The 15,999-nt window shown below is 70.5% G+C and carries 17 protein-coding genes; 8 read left to right on the top strand and 9 right to left on the bottom strand.

Annotated elements, in window-relative coordinates:
* Positions 1–77: 77 nt before the first annotated feature.
* Positions 78–1,205 carry an ROK family transcriptional regulator gene (locus ACQEVJ_RS02085; protein WP_433096572.1) on the bottom strand — a complete coding sequence of 376 codons (1,128 nt, stop codon included), beginning with the start codon at positions 1,203–1,205 and terminating at the stop codon, positions 78–80.
* A 74-nt stretch (positions 1,206–1,279) separates the two neighbouring features.
* Between ACQEVJ_RS02085 and ACQEVJ_RS02080 the strand changes: the two genes are divergently transcribed.
* Both ACQEVJ_RS02080 and ACQEVJ_RS02075 read left to right on the top strand, forming a co-directional pair.
* Positions 1,280–2,545, top strand: a complete 1,266-nt coding sequence (locus ACQEVJ_RS02080) for a Gfo/Idh/MocA family protein (RefSeq protein ID WP_433096570.1) — start codon at positions 1,280–1,282, stop codon at positions 2,543–2,545.
* Positions 2,546–2,757: 212 nt separating this feature from the next.
* Positions 2,758–3,300 carry an AAA family ATPase gene (locus ACQEVJ_RS02075; protein ID WP_433096568.1) on the top strand — a complete coding sequence of 181 codons (543 nt, stop codon included), beginning with the start codon at positions 2,758–2,760 and terminating at the stop codon, positions 3,298–3,300.
* Positions 3,301–3,316: 16 nt separating this feature from the next.
* Here ACQEVJ_RS02075 and ACQEVJ_RS02070 read toward each other — a convergent pair whose 3' ends face one another.
* Positions 3,317–3,784 carry a MarR family winged helix-turn-helix transcriptional regulator gene (locus tag ACQEVJ_RS02070; protein ID WP_433096566.1) on the bottom strand — a complete coding sequence of 156 codons (468 nt, stop codon included), beginning with the start codon at positions 3,782–3,784 and terminating at the stop codon, positions 3,317–3,319.
* 80 nt (positions 3,785–3,864) lie between these two features.
* Between ACQEVJ_RS02070 and ACQEVJ_RS02065 the strand changes: the two genes are divergently transcribed.
* On the top strand, positions 3,865–4,044 hold the full coding sequence (locus tag ACQEVJ_RS02065) for a hypothetical protein (protein ID WP_433096564.1): 180 nt from the start codon (positions 3,865–3,867) through the stop codon (positions 4,042–4,044).
* 213 nt (positions 4,045–4,257) lie between these two features.
* Here ACQEVJ_RS02065 and ACQEVJ_RS02060 read toward each other — a convergent pair whose 3' ends face one another.
* Together ACQEVJ_RS02060 and ACQEVJ_RS02055 are read right to left on the bottom strand one after the other, a co-directional pair.
* On the bottom strand, positions 4,258–6,009 hold the full coding sequence (locus ACQEVJ_RS02060) for a glucuronyl esterase domain-containing protein (RefSeq protein WP_433096562.1): 1,752 nt from the start codon (positions 6,007–6,009) through the stop codon (positions 4,258–4,260).
* A gap of 392 nt (positions 6,010–6,401) precedes the next feature.
* Positions 6,402–6,632 carry a hypothetical protein gene (locus ACQEVJ_RS02055; protein ID WP_433096560.1) on the bottom strand — a complete coding sequence of 77 codons (231 nt, stop codon included), beginning with the start codon at positions 6,630–6,632 and terminating at the stop codon, positions 6,402–6,404.
* Between the two features lie 482 nt (positions 6,633–7,114).
* Here ACQEVJ_RS02055 and ACQEVJ_RS02050 point away from each other — a divergent pair, with 482 nt between their 5' ends.
* The gene (locus ACQEVJ_RS02050) at positions 7,115–8,935 is read left to right on the top strand and encodes an RICIN domain-containing protein (RefSeq protein ID WP_433096558.1); all 1,821 of its coding nucleotides are present in this window, start codon (positions 7,115–7,117) and stop codon (positions 8,933–8,935) included.
* A gap of 171 nt (positions 8,936–9,106) precedes the next feature.
* Here ACQEVJ_RS02050 and ACQEVJ_RS02045 read toward each other — a convergent pair whose 3' ends face one another.
* The 5 genes from ACQEVJ_RS02045 to ACQEVJ_RS02025 all read right to left on the bottom strand — a co-directional run bounded on the left by ACQEVJ_RS02045 (position 9,107) and on the right by ACQEVJ_RS02025 (position 12,678).
* The gene (locus ACQEVJ_RS02045; RefSeq protein ID WP_433096556.1) at positions 9,107–9,502 is read right to left on the bottom strand and encodes a cupin domain-containing protein; all 396 of its coding nucleotides are present in this window, start codon (positions 9,500–9,502) and stop codon (positions 9,107–9,109) included.
* Positions 9,474–10,433 carry a DUF72 domain-containing protein gene (locus ACQEVJ_RS02040; protein WP_433096554.1) on the bottom strand — a complete coding sequence of 320 codons (960 nt, stop codon included), beginning with the start codon at positions 10,431–10,433 and terminating at the stop codon, positions 9,474–9,476. Before ACQEVJ_RS02040 ends, ACQEVJ_RS02045 begins: the two co-directional genes overlap by 29 nt.
* 196 nt (positions 10,434–10,629) lie before the next feature.
* Complete coding sequence (locus tag ACQEVJ_RS02035) at positions 10,630–11,295, bottom strand: response regulator (RefSeq protein WP_433112520.1); 666 nt, start codon at positions 11,293–11,295, stop codon at positions 10,630–10,632.
* A 62-nt stretch (positions 11,296–11,357) separates the two neighbouring features.
* Positions 11,358–11,678, bottom strand: a complete 321-nt coding sequence (locus tag ACQEVJ_RS02030; RefSeq protein ID WP_433096552.1) for a sensor histidine kinase — start codon at positions 11,676–11,678, stop codon at positions 11,358–11,360.
* The gene (locus tag ACQEVJ_RS02025) at positions 11,608–12,678 is read right to left on the bottom strand and encodes a hypothetical protein (protein WP_433096550.1); all 1,071 of its coding nucleotides are present in this window, start codon (positions 12,676–12,678) and stop codon (positions 11,608–11,610) included. Before ACQEVJ_RS02025 ends, ACQEVJ_RS02030 begins: the two co-directional genes overlap by 71 nt.
* Before the next feature lie 333 nt (positions 12,679–13,011).
* On the opposite strand from ACQEVJ_RS02025, the gene tatA reads away from it, so the two are divergent.
* From tatA to ACQEVJ_RS02005, 4 genes are all read left to right on the top strand, one after another.
* On the top strand, positions 13,012–13,302 hold the full coding sequence (tatA, locus tag ACQEVJ_RS02020; protein WP_433096549.1) for a Sec-independent protein translocase subunit TatA: 291 nt from the start codon (positions 13,012–13,014) through the stop codon (positions 13,300–13,302).
* A 99-nt stretch (positions 13,303–13,401) separates the two neighbouring features.
* Positions 13,402–13,926: a hypothetical protein gene (locus ACQEVJ_RS02015; RefSeq protein WP_433096547.1), complete on the top strand. Its 525-nt coding sequence runs from the start codon at positions 13,402–13,404 to the stop codon at positions 13,924–13,926.
* A gap of 208 nt (positions 13,927–14,134) precedes the next feature.
* Complete coding sequence (locus tag ACQEVJ_RS02010) at positions 14,135–14,815, top strand: TetR/AcrR family transcriptional regulator (protein WP_433096545.1); 681 nt, start codon at positions 14,135–14,137, stop codon at positions 14,813–14,815.
* Between the two features lie 16 nt (positions 14,816–14,831).
* Positions 14,832–15,728 (top strand): aldo/keto reductase, encoded by an 897-nt coding sequence (locus ACQEVJ_RS02005; RefSeq protein WP_433096543.1) that lies wholly within the window; start codon positions 14,832–14,834, stop codon positions 15,726–15,728.
* The last annotated feature ends 271 nt before the right edge of the window (positions 15,729–15,999 follow it).

The following is a 15,999-nucleotide window of genomic DNA, read 5'->3' as shown; positions in this document are numbered from 1 at the left end:
TCCTAGAACGTGGGAGTAATGATGGAGTCCAGTGAAATTTTGTTCAAGAGTGGCTGTGTTACAGATGGCTCACGAGCTTACGGTTGGCTCAAGAGCGGAGTGCGGCCGTCGAGCACGCGGTCCTCGACGTCGTCGAGGGCCAGCCGTACGGCGCCGAGCACCACGCCCTCCTCGCCGAGCGCCGACATGCGCACCTCCGGCGTACGGATGCACCAGCGGTCGAGCTCGCGCCTGAGCGGCTCGATGAGCACGTCGGCCGAGCGCGAGAAGCCGCCGCCGACCACGACCATCTGCGGGTCCAGCGCCAGGACCAGCGCGGACGTGCCGAGCGCGAGGTCCCTGACGTAGCGGCGCACGGCCGCGGCCGCGGCCCTGTCGCCGGCCCTGGCCGCGGCGAACACGTCGCCCGCCTCACCGCTGGCGGCGCTCAGGTGCTCCTGCGCGCGGATCCAGCCGAGCACCGGCAGCGCGCCGATCTCGCCCGAGGCGTTGGCGAACCCCTTGTGCAGCTTGCCGTCGATGACCAGGCCCGCGCCCGTACGCAGGCCGGCCAGCAGGAACACCATGTCCTTGGCGTAGCGGGCCGCGCCGCGCCAGCACTCCGCGAGCGCGGCGAGCCTGCTGTCGTTCTCGACCAGCACGGGGCCGGAGGCGAGCCGGCGCACGTGGGCGGCGAGGTCGACTCCGGTCCACTCGGGCAGCGCCTCCGAGAGCACCACCTTGCCGACGCCGTCCACCAGGCCGGTGGTGCCGACGCCCGAGGCCCAGACGTCGCCGCCGGTCAGACCAGCCGTCTCCAGGCACTCGGTCACCGCGTGGTCGACCGCCTCCAGGCGCTCGGCCCGGCCCATCTCTGGCGTGACGGGGACGCGGGCGGTGTTCTGCACGGTGCCGTCCAGGTCGGCGACGACCGCGCGGATGTTGTGTCCGCCGATGTCGACGCCGAGCACCCGCCCCGCCTCCGCCCTGAACCGGTAGCGCCTGGCCGGGCGGCCCACGCCGCCCGCGGTGGGATCCGCCTCGGTGACCCAGCCCTTCTGCAGCAGCTCACGGACCACGTCCTCGGTGGAGGCGCGCGACAGCCCGGTGCGCTTGGCCACCTCGGTGAGCGTGAGCGACGTCCCGCCCTGCAGCGCCTTGATCACGGCAAGCGAGTTGAGCTGCCTGAGCCGTGACAGGTCACCGCCGCTCGGTTCCCCGGCCATCGAGCCCCCCTTGCCGTCGACTTTCCCGGGACGAATAATGATGCTCTCCATGATATTGATTCGGGGAAGGTTCCATGACTGAGGTGACTCTAGCCGTCGTCGGCGGAGGCCTGCGCGGGCTGACCTACGCGCGCCGCGCGCATCACACGGGGGCCGGCCGCGTGGTGGCGGTGGCCGATCCCGACCCCCTCCGGCGTGCCGTCTTCGTCGAGGAGTTCGGGATCTCGCCCGATCGGGCGCACGCCGACTGGAAGGACCTGGCGGCGGGCGGCCGGATCGCCGACGCGGCGGTCGTCGCCACGCACGACCAGATGCACGCCGACCCCGCGGTGGCGCTGGCGGACCTCGGTTACCACATTCTCCTGGAGAAGCCGATGTCCACGAGCGAGCAGGAGGCGACCAGGATCGCCGCCGCGGCCAGGCGAAACGGCATCATGCTCGCCGTCTGCCATGTGCTGAGGTACACGTCTTACACGCGGGCGATGCGCGGGCTGCTGGAGGACGGGCGAATCGGACGGCTCGTCAACGTCCAGCATCTGGAACCCGTGGGGTGGTGGCACCAGGCGCACTCGTTCGTCCGCGGGCACTGGCGGCGGCAGGACACCTCCGCGCCGATGCTGCTGACCAAGGCGTGCCACGACATCGACTGGCTCGTCCACCTCTTCGGCCGGCCGCCGGCCCGCGTCTCGTCGTTCGGCTCGCTTTCGCACTTCCGCCCCGAGGACCGGCCCGCCGGGGCCGCCGACAGATGCCTCGACTGCCCGATCGAGCCGTCGTGCCCATACTCGGCGCCGCGGCTCTACCTGGGGTGCCTGGGGGATCCGTCGAGCGAGTTCTGGCCGCTGTCGGCGGTCACGCCGGGGCGCACCGAGGCGGACGTGCTGGAAGCGCTGCGCACGGGACCGTACGGGCGGTGCGTGTACGCGTGCGACAACGATGTCGTGGATCATCAGGAGGTCCTGATGGAGTTCGACGACGGCGCGACGTGCTCGTTCACGATGAGCGCGTTCACTCCCATGGAGCACCGGCGTACGCGGTTGTCCGGGACGCATGGCTACATCGACGGCGACGGCGGCACCTTGCGAGTGGTCGACTTCCGCACCGGCGCCGAGGAGACGATCACCGTGGGCGCCGACGAGGCGACGTCCGAGGTGCAGGGCCCGTCGGCGGCCGACGGGCACGGGGGCGGCGACGAGGGCCTCACGGACGCCTTCCTCGCCGCCGTGGCCTCGGGCGACGCCGGCCTGCTGCGGTCGGACGCGGACGAGAGCCTGATGACCCACCGCGTGGTGTGGGCCGCAGAACAGGCCCGTCTCACCGGCAAGGTCGTCGCCTTGTGAGATCCCCCGCCGCAACGGCTTCGGTGCGTGACCGGTGACCAATGGGGAGCGACGGAAGGGCCGTCCCACAGTCCTTCGTCGCCCGCTCTGTGGCGCCGAGCGAGTCGCCGTGCCGAGGCTTCCGAAGACGGCCGCACCGGCGGGCGGCTGACGGTGACCTCCGCGAGCCGCGGGCGCGAGTGCCGCCGAGCCTGGCGACGTACGGTCGGTATATGGCAGGCATTCCTGGCGACCTCGGACCGGGCCGTGCCGCCACTCCCCTCCAGGACGAGACGGAGCGGCGCGTCGTGATGATGTGCGGCATCGCGGGTTCGGGCAAGACGACCTACGCGCTGGAGCTGGAGCGGCGCGGCTACGTCCGGCTGTCCGTCGATGAGGCCGTCTGGACCCGGCTCGGGCGCGATGGCGCCCACCTCGACCCGAAGGAGTACGCCGATCATCAGGCCCATGCCGAGGAGGCCTTACGGCAGGAGCTTGTGCGCCTGATGCGGGCAGGCCGGCGGGTGGTCCTGGGCTACAGCTTCTGGCAGCGCGCGACACGCGACCGGTACAAGTCCCTGATCGAGAGTCACGGGTACCCGTGGGAGCTCGTCTACCTGAAAGCGAACCCGGAGACCCTGCGCCGGCGGCTCGCGGCGCGCAACGACCTGCGTGGGCCGAACCGCGTCACGGTGTCCGAGGATCTCCTGCGGTCCTACCTGGCTGGATTCGAGGAGCCCGTGGGTGAAGGAGAGCGGGTCATACCTCAGGGTTGAGACCCGGGGCGCACCGCTATCGCTGTCCGGCGAGGTGAGCGCCGTTGGCGGCGCCGATCACGCGGGTCAGCGCCCGGTGCAGACTCTGCAGTTCGGCCAGCTCCATTCCCAGCCGCTCGACGATCGCCACGGGGACCTTCTCGGCCTGCTGACGCAGTGCGCGTCCCTCGCCGGTCAGCACGACCGCCAGGGAACGCTCGTCGTCGCTGGCGCGGCGGCGCTCGACGAGGCCGGCGGCCTCCAGGCGCTTGAGCAACGGCGACAGGGTGGCCGGCTCCAACTGCAGCAGCCGGCTGAGGTCCTTGACCGACAACGGTGCGTGCTGCCACAGGGCCAGCATCACCAGATATTGCGGGTGGGTCAGGCCCATCGGTTCGAGCAGGGGCCGGTAGAGCCCGATGACCGACCGTGAGGCGACCGCCAGGGCGAAGCAGACCTGGTTCTCCAGGGCCAGCGGGTCGGCGATGTCGCCAATGTCACTCATGTGCACCTCCACCGCCATGCTACTTGATTAGTACACTAACTGTTAGTGCACTAAGCAGCGCCGAGAACACAGGAAGTGTCATGGCCCGTAGGAAGAGCCTCGAAGAGCGCATCGCCGACCGCGTCGCCAAGCGCCCGCCGATGAAGGACAGCAAGCACTTCGAGCACGGCCCTGCCAAGTGGATATTCGCCAGCGTCCTGGTGTTCGCGGTGCTCATCCACTTCGTCATCGTCGGCCTGGTCATGCTTTTCGGTCACTGACAAAGGCGGCGCCCCGCTAGTCGGCCGACTCCGGCATCGTTGATCCGCCACGGCTGATCCGTATCGGCCCGGACCAGGATCAGCGACGTCTTCCCCGACGACGATCCGGACGGGGGTCATGAGCCCATCGTGTCCGGCCCAGACATGCCGAGGGCCCGCGGCGCAACTGCCGCGGGCCCTGCCATCAGGGTTCAGTCGCTCGTGACCATGGGGTCACGGGCTGGTGCAGGTGGCCGCCGGGGTGGCCGGGGACCCTCCGGCGATGAAGCCGAAGGTCGTGCTCCCGTTGGCCGCGACCGAGCCGTTCCACGACTCGTTGCGCACCGTCACGTTCGAGCCGGAGCCCGACCGTACGCCTCCCCATATCTGGGTGATGGTCTGCGAAACGGGCCAGGTCCAGTTCACGGTCCAGCCGTTGACGGCGGAGTTCCCCGCACGGACCGTGACCTCACCCTGCCAGCCGCCGGACCAGGAGTTGACCACCTGGAACGTCGCCGAGCACGCCCCGGAGACTCCGCCTGACGGCGAGGGGCTCGGGCTGACCGGCGGGCTCGGGCTGGTGTTCGGGCTTCCGCTGGGTGAGGGACTGGGTGACGGGCTCGGCGAGGGGCTGGGGCTGGGCGAGCTGCTCGGGCTCGGGCTGGGAGACGGGCTGGAGTCGGTCAGGACCGGGGTCGTCCAGTCCCTCCACTGCGACAGGTTGCCGGACTTCTTGGACGAGATCCGGAACACGGCGGCGGCGTTGCCCGTCTTCAGCAGGAACTTCTGGATGTTCTGCTGCAGCGGGGTGCGCCATTCGGACCGGGTGGCGCAGTGGGTGCCGTCCTGTACGTCGGACCAGTAGCTGATGTTGTCTCCCGCGCCGAGCGCCTTGTAGATCTCGGCTCCGGCCAGCGCGGCCACGCTGCCCGACTGGGCGCCCAGCCAGTCGACGTGGGGGTTCTCCATGATGAACAACCCGCGCGGGGCGATCATGCCCACCATCTCGTGGGTGTCGACCGGTAGCTGACTGGGGTTGCCGGTGAAGGAGCTGAACGCGTCCCCCAGCCACGGCTGCTCGGAGTAGGCGCTGCTCAACGGCTGGGCGCCGGACTCCTGGGCGACGCCGCGGAGGATGGGTACGCCGGCGCTGCCGGACTCGATCGGCATGGTCAACGCGATGCGCTGATCGAACATCCCGGCCGCGAAGGCGCCCTTGCCGAACCGCGAGCAGCCCGTGACGCCGGTCGCGTCCGCCTTGAGGATGCTGCCGCCCGACTGCTCGATGACGTCGATGATGCGGCTCACGCCCCAGGCCCAGGCGGCGAGCAGCCCGGTGCTGCTCGAAGAGCCGTAGATGCTGTAGTAGGCGCCCTGCTTGTTGTTGCGGGCCGTGCCCTCCTTGCCGACCGTATAGGGGTCGTAGCTGATGACGGCGGCACCGCTCGCCTTGATGGTGGCCGTGTCGGCGCCGAATCCTCCGTAGACGATGACGGCCGGGAACGGCCCGGCGCCGCTCGGCAGATCCACGCTCGCCGAGAAACTGGAGCTCCTGCCGCTGTCCGACACGTTGACCGTGATGCCGGTTCTCGAGACCGTCCCGGTGACGCCGGCCGGCTTGCCGTGCTTCTCGCCGTAGACATACCGTTCGGCCAGTTTCTTGATCTCTTCGCGGCGGCATCGCCACTCCGACTTGGAGGTGATGCGCTGCCCGTTGATCTTCTTGAAGGGATCGGGAAGCCTGGAGTTGGACGTCAAAGTTCCCAGGTCGGACACCGCGCAGTCGGCGCCCTCGTCCTCGACGCCGGCGGCGGCCGCCGCCGCGTTCACCGCTCCGGTCGCGACGAGCGCGCCAACGCCGGCATTCGCGCCGGGGATCTCGAACACCGCGAGACCCAGCGAAAGCGCCGCGACGGCGCCGACGACGAGCGCGCGGCGGACGCCCGGGGTGCGGCTCCTGCCGCCGGAAGTGACGTGGCCGATCATCGGGCGCCCCCGCGGGTGGGCCGACCGGCACCGATGGAGAGTGTGAGCCCGGCCTGCACCGGGCTCGCCAGTGCTGCCGCCGAGACCTTGAGACCTATCAAGGCAGTGCGTCCTTCCTCCTGAGGGTCCCGGACCTGTCACAGCCCGGAGAGAACCACAGACCGAGTGGGAGGCGAATATTTTCAGAGACTCACCGAAATATTGCAGCCATCGCAAGGCCCAAATCAGACGGGGTGATCACCGCATCTGAGAGGAGGGCAACAGGGCCGCTCGCGACAGGACGACCGCCATCGGCAAACAGAAATTTTTAGCCCTATCGCGAAAGTTTCATGACAGCTGAGCGCCATTGAGCGCCCGGACTCAGAGCATGAGGCACGGGGTCGTGGACAACCTCACTCCTCGCCCGCCTCCCCCGGAGCGGAAGCCGCCGGCCCGCGCCGTCGCCATTCCCGCATCAGGCCGCGTACGAGGTGGAGGAAGAGCAGTGCGCCGAAGGCGAAGAACCCGACGCGCACCAAGACGGGCCCGTCATCGAACAGACCCCGGATCATCGCGCCGCACCCGGCGAGGAGTCCCAATCCCGTTCCCGCGAACGCGAGAGCCCGCCCGGCGGCCGTGTCCATAACCCGAGTCTCTCAGGCCGGCCGGGTTCGTCACCGGCGATTCTCCTGGTTTTTCCCGGGCGGCTCGGAGCCGGTCCAGCTATTGAACCGTGCCTAGCTATTGAGCTGGCCGAAACACAATCGGTGGAGCCGTGAATTCGACGGTTCTGGACGGGACCCCCTGGCTTCCCGCACACCCGAAAGTTCTCCGGCAGTACCGGGGGCTGACACCGGCCGTCTCCCTCGACCCTGGACACGCTCTTCTCCCACGCATCTTCTTCTCCCACGGCACGCGATCCCCGGAAATCCTTCCGCCGCCTCGCCGAAGCAGCGGAAATGACGTAACCGAAAATCCGCACCGATCACCGGGTCGGTGAATTGACCATGCTTGTCAACGTTATGAGAGAAATCTTACAAAGATCGAAAAGTCCGCCCAGCCGATGTGATCATTTCGGTGAATCGCCCCCACGAGGGCGTATCCGTACCGATGGGAGTTCATCGGAATGCAGCTCAGGCGAACCCTCTCCCTGGCGGCAATGTGGGCGCTCGCGGCCGTCCTGATCGTCTTACCCTCGCGGGTGTCGGCCGCCGCGCCGCCGGACGACGGCCCCTCCCGCGTCGCGTCTGACGTCTTCCCCGGCGCCAAGGTCGGTGTTCGGGCCGGCCCGGCCGCGCTTCCGTCCGCCTCGGCGACCAAGGCGCAGGCGACCCCGCAGCTGGTGGCCTGCGACGGCGACGGCACCAGCGGCAAGCGGGTGGAGGTGCTGTACGTACGCGAGTCGTCGATGCCCGACCGCTACGCGCAGCTGCTGCCCATGTTCCGGGCCTGGCTGGCCGACGCGGACGACCAGTTCAACGACGCCGCCGCGACCTCCAGCCGCAGCCGGCACATCCGCTACGTGACCGCATCGGTGTCCGGCGGCTGCGCTCCCGTCGTGCGCAACCTCGTGGTCCCTGCCGGTTCGCTGGCCGACTTCGACTCGGGCGTCAACGCCGTGAAGGCCCTCGGCTACACCAGCACCGACCGGCACTACCTCATGCTCACCGAGGCCACCGCGATCTGCGGCATGGGCGAGATCAAGGGCGACGACCTGACCACCGGGGCCGCCAATCTCAACAACGGCCTGGCCTACGCCCGGGTGGACGCCATCCCCGGCTGTTTCGGCGCCAACGCCATCGCCCACGAACTCGGGCACACCTTCGGCGCCGTACAGATGAGCGCCGCGCACTCCGACGGCAGCTGGCACTGCCTCGACCAGTGGGACCTCATGTGCTACGGCGGCACCCCGTCGTGGAACTGCCTCCAGTGGAACGACTACCGTCTGCCCGACTGCAACCGGGACGACTACTACAACGCCGCCCCGGCCGCCGGCAGCTACCTGGCCACGCACTGGAACACCGCCAACAGCGCCTACCTCATCGCCGGGAGCACGGCCGACAGCGACCCCCATCCCAAGGTCGGCAACACCTACGTCATCACCAACGTGGCAACGGGAGGGGCGCTGGAGCCCATCGGCGCGTCCACCGGGGCGCTGACCGAGCTGAGCCAGCGCGCCCGCGTCGACACTCCCAGCCAGAAGTGGCTGATGGGCTACACGACCGGGCTGCAGTTCATCAACGTCGGCAGCCGCCTGTGCGCCGACAGCTCCTACAGCGGCACCACCCCCGGCACGACGCTGCTGCAGTACATCTGCAACGGCCAGGACGGCATGCGCTTCGCCTACCTGCCCGTCGGCACCAACACGTACGCCATCTTCGACTGGCTGTCGGGCCTGGCGCTGACCGCGACTGGCACCTATCCCTCCCCCGTCACCCAGGAGACCTACACCGGCGCCACCAACCAGCAGTGGGTGTTCAACCAGGTCACCGGCATCGCCCCGGTCAACAACAGCGTCTACTACCTGCAGGGCCTGGGCAGCCGCGACAACGCCGAGCCGGTCGGCGGCTCGACCGCCTCCGGCGCGCTGGTCACCCACAATTCGCCGTCGGGGGCGACCAGCCAGCAGTGGCGGCTGCAGGCCACCGGGTCGTACTGGAACCTGGTGAACGTCAACAGCGCCAAGTGCCTGGACCTGGTCTCGGCCGCCACCACGAACGGCGTGCAGATCAAGCAGGCGACCTGCGGCACCGCGACCAGCCAGCAATGGACGTTGCGGCGGGTCGCCGACGGCACGTTCTATCTGGTCAACCGCTTCAGCGCGAAGGTGCTCGACAGCCCGCCCGGCGGCGGCACCACTTTGGAGCAGCAGACGATCACCGGCAACACCGACGGCAGCCTCGGCATCGTCGCAGGTGACCAGATCTGGTACCTGAACCCGGCCTGACGCTCCTCGCGGGCCGTCCGGAACCTGTCCGGGCGGCCCGCATCGGCCTGTCCCCGAGAATCGGCGGCCTTCGGCGCCCCAAGCGGCTCCCGTACGGCGGTCTCCGCGTGTGTCCAGGGCCCGGTCAGCGTCACCCGGGAAGCCGGAAACGCCGCCTCGGCAGCGAGCCGGTCACGTCAGTTGATGACCTGTCGTGCTGTCCACGTTGTCTGGAATCTCTCCTTCGTGGCGATCCCCGGTCGTCACGGTTCCCGACGGCTCGAACATGAGAATCGACCCGCCGGGCGACGACGGCTTGTGCTCGGTGCCCCTGGGCACGACGAACGTGTCGCCCTTGTGGAGCACGACCGTGGTCTCCCGTCCGCCGGCATCGCGCAACGCGATGTCGAACCGGCCGTCGAGGACGAGGAAGAATTCGTCGGTGTCGTCGTGGACGTGCCAGACGTGCTCCCCCTTGGCATGGGCGATCCTGACGTCGTAGTCGTTCATCCGCGCCACGATCCGCGGGCTGTAGACGTCGTCGAACGATGCCAGGGCTTCACTCACGTTGACCGGCTTCATGTTCATAGCGCCCATTCTTCAGGGGGCGGCTTCCACCCGCGGGCCTGGCGACGTCGGCGCCTCGCTCTTCGAGCAGTTCGGCCAGGCGTGCGGCGTTGCGCTGGGAGTTGTCGGCGCAGCAGTTGTTGGTCAGCACGTGTGTGGTCGCCGTACGGGCCGCCACGTCCGCGATCCGGCCGGCCCAGCGCCGGAGCTCCTCCTCGGAGTAGAGGTAGCCGAACCGCTCCTCGATGACGCGGCTCGTCCACTTCTCCGAATGACCGTGCAGGCGGACGACGGCGAGGTCGGAGGTGGCCGCGAGCACCGGCGGAACCGACGAGGGATGCCCCTGCGGCATGTCCACTCCGACGTACGGCACGTCGTTGGCGGTCAGGAAGTCGAGAGTGTCCCTCCGGGTGGCCTCGTCCATCCAGGCCGCGTTGCGGAACTCGACGCACACGCGCATCGGCAGGCAGCGGTCGCGGCATTCGAGGATGTAGCGGCGGTTCGCGCCGCCCGGCGGGAACCACTGCGGGAACTGGAACAGCACCGCGCCGAGTTTCCCCGACTCGTGCAACGGCTCCAGCGCGCCGAGGAACCGGCGCCACACCTCCTCGACGACCTCCGGGGGGAGGTCGCGCCGGTAGAGCGTCCGTTTGGGCTCCCCCAGCACGGCCCGCAGGTCCCTGTAGAGCGCGGCCGGCCGGGTCGGATGCCCGGTGAGCAGGGAGAACGCCTTCACGTTGAAGGTGAAGTCCTTCGGTGTGCGGTCACGCCACAGCTCGGCCGTACGCCGGGCCGGCGGGTTGTAGTAGGTGGCGTCCACCTCCACCAGGGAGAACCGGCCCGCGTAGTAGCCGAGCCTGGCCTCGGGTGTGGACGCCTCGGGCGGATACCAGCCCGAGGCGAGCAGCGACTTGTCCGTCCAGGAGGCCGTACCGACCAAGATCTTGCCCATCACAGTCGCACCATCACAGTCGCAGGGGGGGGACCGGCCGCTTCAGCAGGCGGGTGATTCCGCGCGTCCTCCCTCCGGGTTTCACCTCTCCGCGGCCGTCGTTCCATGTCGTTCCGTGTCGCTTCATGTCGCTTCATGGGCGCGGCCGAATGCCGGTGGTGATCTCCAGTGCCCGCCGCGACGAACACGACACGGGTCAGCGGCCGAAGCCGGCCTCACGGGCTCGTACGATCGCCTGGGCCCGGTCCGCGACCTGCAGCTTCGCGAAGACGTTGGACACGTTGTTGCGCACCGTCTTGGGCGACAGCGACAGGCGCTCGGCGATCCGGGTGTTGGACAGGCCGGCCGCGATGAGGTCGAGGATCTCTCGTTCCCGCGCGGTGAGCTGCGGGAACGGCTCCTGCTCCCGCGGCCGGACGGCGGCGAGCCGGCTGAAGTAGCGGGTCACCCGCCCGGCCAGCGCGGGCCCGAAGATGACCTCGCCGCCGGCGACGGCCGCGATGGCGCGCAGGATCTCCGTCTGGTCGGCGCCCTTGAGCAGGTAGCCGCGGGCTCCGGCCAGCATGGCGGCGAAGACGCTCTCGTCGTCCTCGTGCATGGTCAGCACGAGGACGTGGGTCTCCGGGCAGGCCTCCACGATGCGCTGGGTGGCGGTGACGCCGTCCAGTCGCGGCATCTGCAGGTCCATGACCACGACGCGGGGGCGCAGTTCGACCGCCTGCGCGACGGCCTCCTCGCCGTCGGCCGCGGTGCCGACCACCTCGACCTCACCCGTGGAGGCGAGCATCATCCGCAGGCCGTTGCGGTAGACGGGGTGGTCGTCGGCGAGCAGCACGGTAGGAACCACGCCGCCATCGGACATCGGGCCGCCTGGCACTGGCACGCCGCCGGACACCGGGCCGTCGGCCGGGAGCGGGCCGTCGGTCATCGCGTCGCCTCCGCGGGGAGGACGGCGTGGACGCGGGTCCCGCCGCCGTCACGGGAGGTGACGGAACAGCTTCCGCCGAGCTCTTCCGCCCGCTCCCGCATGCCGACCAGGCCCACGCCGATCAGGGCTCCCGGCCGGACGCCTCTCCCGTCGTCGAGCACCTCGACCTCCAGTTCGCTTCCGGTCGCCGTCAGGCGGACCTCGCAGGTGCCGGCGTCCGCGTGCCGCGCGGCGTTGACCAGAGCCTCACAGACGATCCGGTAGGCCGCCACCTCGCTCGCGGCAGGCAGCACGGCCAGGTCGCCCGCGGTGTCCACGCGTACGGTCAGCCCGCCCTCCCGGAACCGCGTGGCCTCCTGCCGCAGCGCCCCCGCCAGGCCGAACTGGTCCAGGGCAGGCGGGCGCAGGTTGTGGAAGGTCGAGGGTGGGCCCCAGCCCGTCGTGGAGGTCCCTGCGCAGCCTGCGGCGTTCCTCCTCGACGCCCGTCACCAGGCGTTCCCTGCTGTGCTGAAGCTCCTCGGCCAGGGCCGTGGCCCGTACGGCCGCCGCGGCCCGCCGTACGACGTCGGCGAGCAGCCGCTGGTCGGCGTCGGCGAGCGGCGCGCCCGCGCGCGGGACGAGGACGAGGCGGCCGATCGGGGCCGCGCGGTAGGCGAAGGGAAGGACGATGACGTCGTCGCGCCGGGCGCCGTGCTCGACCACGAGAGTGCGGCCGTCGGCGCGGTCGAGTTCCACCCGCACGTACGGCGAGCGCAGTGCCGTGGACACCGCCCGGGCCACGGTGAGCAGCAGTTCCTCCGGGCTCACCGACTCCTCCAGCCGCCGGGCCAGGGCCGAGACCACGTCGTACGGCTCCGCCCGCCCGGCGAGGACGCGGCCCACCCAGCGGCGGACCCGCTCGCGCAGCGGCGCGTAGACGACGGCGACCGCGGCGGCGGCGAGCACGGCCGCGACCGGCTCGTCGATGAGCGCGCCCAGCCCCACGAAGACGGGGACGTCGATCGCGACGACGGCGACCGCCAGGCCGCCGTAGAGGAGGGTCCAGCCGAGCACGGGGTCGATGTCGTACAGCCGGTATCGGCCGACGGCCACCAGGACGGCGGCGGCGAGCGCGGCCAGGGAGACGACGAACGTGAGGTCCTGCGGCACCCCCTCGACCACGGCGGGCACGAAGATCAGCACGCCGTTGAGCAGGGCCGCGAGCAGCATCCAGCGCAACTGTGCGCGGCGCGCGCCGGACGACCCGCGAAAGCGGCGGACGAAGGCCGCGAGTGACACCAGAAGGCTCAGCACGAGCGCGGCCGGGGTGAGGGCCATCGCGACCCGCCAGTCGCCGGGGGACCCGAAGCATGCTCGGCATGCTGGTCCTGGGCATCGCCGTGGCCGTCACCGGCCGCTACCGCGGCGCCCTGCGCTGGCTGCCGCTGCTCGCCGGGTTCTGGTTCCCGGTCACGATGGTGACGCAGATCTTCGCCGGGTCCACCGCCTCGGTGTGGGTGAGCGCCGACCTGGCTGCTGGCCACCCACGCCCACATCGGCGTCCGGCTCGCGCTGCGGCCCGCCGTCTGACCGGACGCCTGCTATTCCGGCCCGCGGATGCGATGGCATACCCTGTGAGCAGGAAAACGACGACCAGAGGAGAACCCCGCCATGGGTTCGCTGAGCCCTGTTCACTGGATGATCGTGTTGGTGGTGCTCGTGCTGCTCTTCGGCGCGAAGAAGCTGCCGGACACCGCGAAGGCCGTCGGGCAGTCGCTGCGGATCCTCAAGAGGGAGACCGGCAAGCTCGGCGACGAGGACGACGCCCCGACCGCCCGGGCCCGTACGGCACCCGTCGTCGCTCCTGACGCCGAGGCGCGGCTGCGCGCGCTCGAAGAGGAGAACGCCCGGCTGAGGGCCGGAGCGGACGCCGCGCGACGGGACGAGCCCGAGGCCCGCTGAGGCATCGCTCTACCGGCGGCGGGCGGGCGAGGACCGTCCCACGCGGGGATTCGTCCGGACCGCGCGAACCTTTCCGCTGGGCCCGGAGTCCAACAGGACATGAAGCTCACGACCTCGCTCCGCGTTGTTGTCCCCGCCGCCGCGGCCGCCGCGTTGCTCTCCGCCGCGGCGCTCCCCGCCGACGCCGCCGCCATGCCGAAGTTCGCCAACCCCAAGGTCTTCGGCACGTCGTTCCAGAGCGACCCCCACCATGACTTCACGAAGCACATTTCGCCGCGGCACGACGGCATCCTGCGGGGCTGGGTCACGTATTACCGGTCCGGGGTGGCGGAATACGAGCCGATCAAGTGGGTGAAGGACAAGACCGGCCACACGGAGGGGTACTTCGAGGGCCCGCCCGAGGGTGACGTCACTGCCTACGCCTCTCCCGTGGCGAAGAACGTCGTGTTCTACAGCGCCACCGGGTGCAAGGGCACCACGGTGACGGCGAAGAACGACAGCCTCGGGTCGAAGCGGTGCTCCCGCAACGTGCTGCTCTCCCGGATGAAGGCCGGCCATCGTCCGGCGCTCATCACCGTCTATCGCGGCACGATCGTCAAGGTGCAGGAGATCTACACCCCCTGAACAACCAGCACTGAAAGACCGCCGGTCACCCGGCACCGCTCAGGGCCGGACTTCCATTCCCCGGAAGTCCGGCCCTTTTTCGCGCACGGCCCTGTGCACCCACCGCGCTGATCGCGGCGCGGGCCGTCCAGGCCGTCGGGGCCGCCGTGCCGCGCCTGGTCCCGGGCGACGGGAGACGCCGATAAGAGGTGCTCACCATAATGAGAGGATGTCAACGCCGCGACAGCGCTATCGGGACCAGGTCCGTTCGGAGATCAAGCAGATCGCCCTCGTCCAGATCGGCAACGGCGGGGCGGCGGCGCTGAGCCTGAACGCGGTGGCGAAACAGCTCGGCGTCACGGGCCCGGCGATCTACAAGTACTTCCGCAGCCGCGACGACCTGCTGACCGAGCTGATCCTTGAGGGTTTCGGCGAGGTCGCCGCGGCCGTACGGGACGCCGCCGGCGAGGGCACGCCGCGGGAGCGGCTGCACGCGCTGGCCCGGGCCTTCCACGGATGGGCGGTGGCCAACCCGCACCTGTTCCAGTTGCTGGCCGGCACGCCCTCGCCCGGCTACCAGGCTCCCCCGGAGAGCGTGATGCGGGCCCGGAACGTGCTCGGGCCCTTCCTTCCGGTGTTCGCCGGGGGGCGCTGCCGCCCGGGGACCGAACCGCTGCGGGAGCAGATGCGGCGGTGGGTGGAGGAGACCCCGGCGGTCGCCGAGTGGGTGCGGGCGTTCACCCCGGAGGGGGATCCGGCGACCGCTCTGGCCGGGACGGTCATGGCCTGGGCCCAGCTCCAGGGCGTGGTGAGCCTGGAGGTCCAGGGGCAGTTCGCCGGCATGGGCCACAGCGGGGCCATCCTGCTCGCCGCCGGCATGGACGCGCTCGCCGACACCATGGGCCTGTGACAGGCATCCTGGAACGATGAGTACGGGAACGATCAGCGCGGGGGCGGCGGGGACCTGGAGGCTCGGCGACCTCACGGTCAACCGGATGGGGTTCGGCGCGATGCGCCTGACGGGCAGCGCCGCATTCGACCTCGGCACGCCGAGCGACCGCGGGCGGTCGATCGCGGTGCTGCGGCGCGCCGTCGACCTCGGCGTGAACCACATCGACACGGCGGCGTTCTACTTCTCACGGCTGCGCTCGGCCAACGAGCTGATCAACCGGGCGCTCGCGCCCTACCCGGACGACCTGGTCATCGCCACCAAGGTGGGCCCGGGACGGGATCCGGCCGGCGAGTGGCTGCCGTTCGCCCGGCCCGACCAGCTGCGCGGCCAGGTCGAGGAGAACCTGCGCCAGCTCGGCCGTGACCACCTCGACCTGGTCTACCTGCGCCAGTCGGGGCTCGACTCGATCGCCGAGCATTTCGGCGCGCTCGCCGAGTTGCGCGAGGCCGGTCTCATCCGGCACCTCGGGATCTCCAACGTACGGCCCGCGCATCTCGCGCAGGCCCAGGCGATCGCGCCGGTGGTGGGCGTGCAGAACCGCTACGGCGTCGGCGCCACCCGCAGTCGGGGGCTCCTGCGCACCTGCGGCGAGCAGGGCGTCGCCTTCGTGCCGTTCTTCGCGATCGCCGGCGAGGGCCGCGAGTCGGGGGCGAGCGGCACGGACCAGGAGGAGGTGCGCGCCGTGGCCCGCGCGCACGGGGTCACTCCGGCACAGGTGCGACTGGCCTGGACGCTCCAGCAGGGGCCGCACGTGCTGGCCATCCCGGGCACCGGCAACCCCGATCACCTGACCGAGAACGTGGCCGCCGCCGCGCTGCGCCTCACGGCCGAGGAGACGGCCCGCCTGGACGCGCTCTCCGACGCCGGCTGACCGGCCTCCGGAGGATCCGGAGCTGCGCAGGATCGGTTCCGGCCCCCTCCACGTCTCCCCGCGTCGTCATCCACGGCCGGCCGGGGAAGTCCTTGAAGCTCGGCCCTGGCCGGCGCCTGCAGGCCGGTCGATGCGGCGACCTCACGTTCCCGGAGGTCGCCGCATCAAGGTGGAGTGAGAGCGCCCGCTGGTATGCGTTTACCGGCGGCAGCACCGCCACGCCCCCGGCCTGCGCGACCAGATCCGTGGCATCAACGGGCAGCGCGCCCGC

Source organism: Microbispora sp. CA-102843, from assembly GCF_050936215.1.
Classification (GTDB): Bacteria; Actinomycetota; Actinomycetes; order Streptosporangiales; family Streptosporangiaceae; genus Microbispora.
The sequence above is the reverse complement of the archived record's forward strand: the minus strand, read 5'-3'. Positions and strand labels throughout refer to the sequence as shown.

What these genes read in the sequence shown, in the direction of transcription:
- ACQEVJ_RS02085 (WP_433096572.1), bottom strand. Translation starts at nt 1,205, where the DNA reads ATGGCCGGGGAACCGAGCGGCGGTGACCTGTCACGGCTCAGGCAGCTC.
- ACQEVJ_RS02055 (WP_433096560.1), bottom strand. Translation starts at nt 6,632, where the DNA reads ATGGACACGGCCGCCGGGCGGGCTCTCGCGTTCGCGGGAACGGGATTG.
- ACQEVJ_RS02045 (WP_433096556.1), bottom strand. Translation starts at nt 9,502, where the DNA reads ATGAACATGAAGCCGGTCAACGTGAGTGAAGCCCTGGCATCGTTCGAC.
- ACQEVJ_RS02040 (WP_433096554.1), bottom strand. Translation starts at nt 10,433, where the DNA reads ATGGGCAAGATCTTGGTCGGTACGGCCTCCTGGACGGACAAGTCGCTG.
- ACQEVJ_RS02075 (WP_433096568.1), top strand. Translation starts at nt 2,758, where the DNA reads ATGGCAGGCATTCCTGGCGACCTCGGACCGGGCCGTGCCGCCACTCCC.
- ACQEVJ_RS02080 (WP_433096570.1), top strand. Translation starts at nt 1,280, where the DNA reads ATGACTGAGGTGACTCTAGCCGTCGTCGGCGGAGGCCTGCGCGGGCTG.
- ACQEVJ_RS02060 (WP_433096562.1), bottom strand. Translation starts at nt 6,009, where the DNA reads ATGATCGGCCACGTCACTTCCGGCGGCAGGAGCCGCACCCCGGGCGTC.
- ACQEVJ_RS02015 (WP_433096547.1), top strand. Translation starts at nt 13,402, where the DNA reads ATGAAGCTCACGACCTCGCTCCGCGTTGTTGTCCCCGCCGCCGCGGCC.
- ACQEVJ_RS02035 (WP_433112520.1), bottom strand. Translation starts at nt 11,295, where the DNA reads ATGTCCGATGGCGGCGTGGTTCCTACCGTGCTGCTCGCCGACGACCAC.
- ACQEVJ_RS02070 (WP_433096566.1), bottom strand. Translation starts at nt 3,784, where the DNA reads ATGAGTGACATTGGCGACATCGCCGACCCGCTGGCCCTGGAGAACCAG.
- ACQEVJ_RS02005 (WP_433096543.1), top strand. Translation starts at nt 14,832, where the DNA reads ATGAGTACGGGAACGATCAGCGCGGGGGCGGCGGGGACCTGGAGGCTC.
- ACQEVJ_RS02050 (WP_433096558.1), top strand. Translation starts at nt 7,115, where the DNA reads ATGCAGCTCAGGCGAACCCTCTCCCTGGCGGCAATGTGGGCGCTCGCG.
- ACQEVJ_RS02025 (WP_433096550.1), bottom strand. Translation starts at nt 12,678, where the DNA reads ATGGCCCTCACCCCGGCCGCGCTCGTGCTGAGCCTTCTGGTGTCACTC.
- ACQEVJ_RS02010 (WP_433096545.1), top strand. Translation starts at nt 14,135, where the DNA reads ATGTCAACGCCGCGACAGCGCTATCGGGACCAGGTCCGTTCGGAGATC.
- tatA (WP_433096549.1), top strand. Translation starts at nt 13,012, where the DNA reads ATGGGTTCGCTGAGCCCTGTTCACTGGATGATCGTGTTGGTGGTGCTC.
- ACQEVJ_RS02065 (WP_433096564.1), top strand. Translation starts at nt 3,865, where the DNA reads ATGGCCCGTAGGAAGAGCCTCGAAGAGCGCATCGCCGACCGCGTCGCC.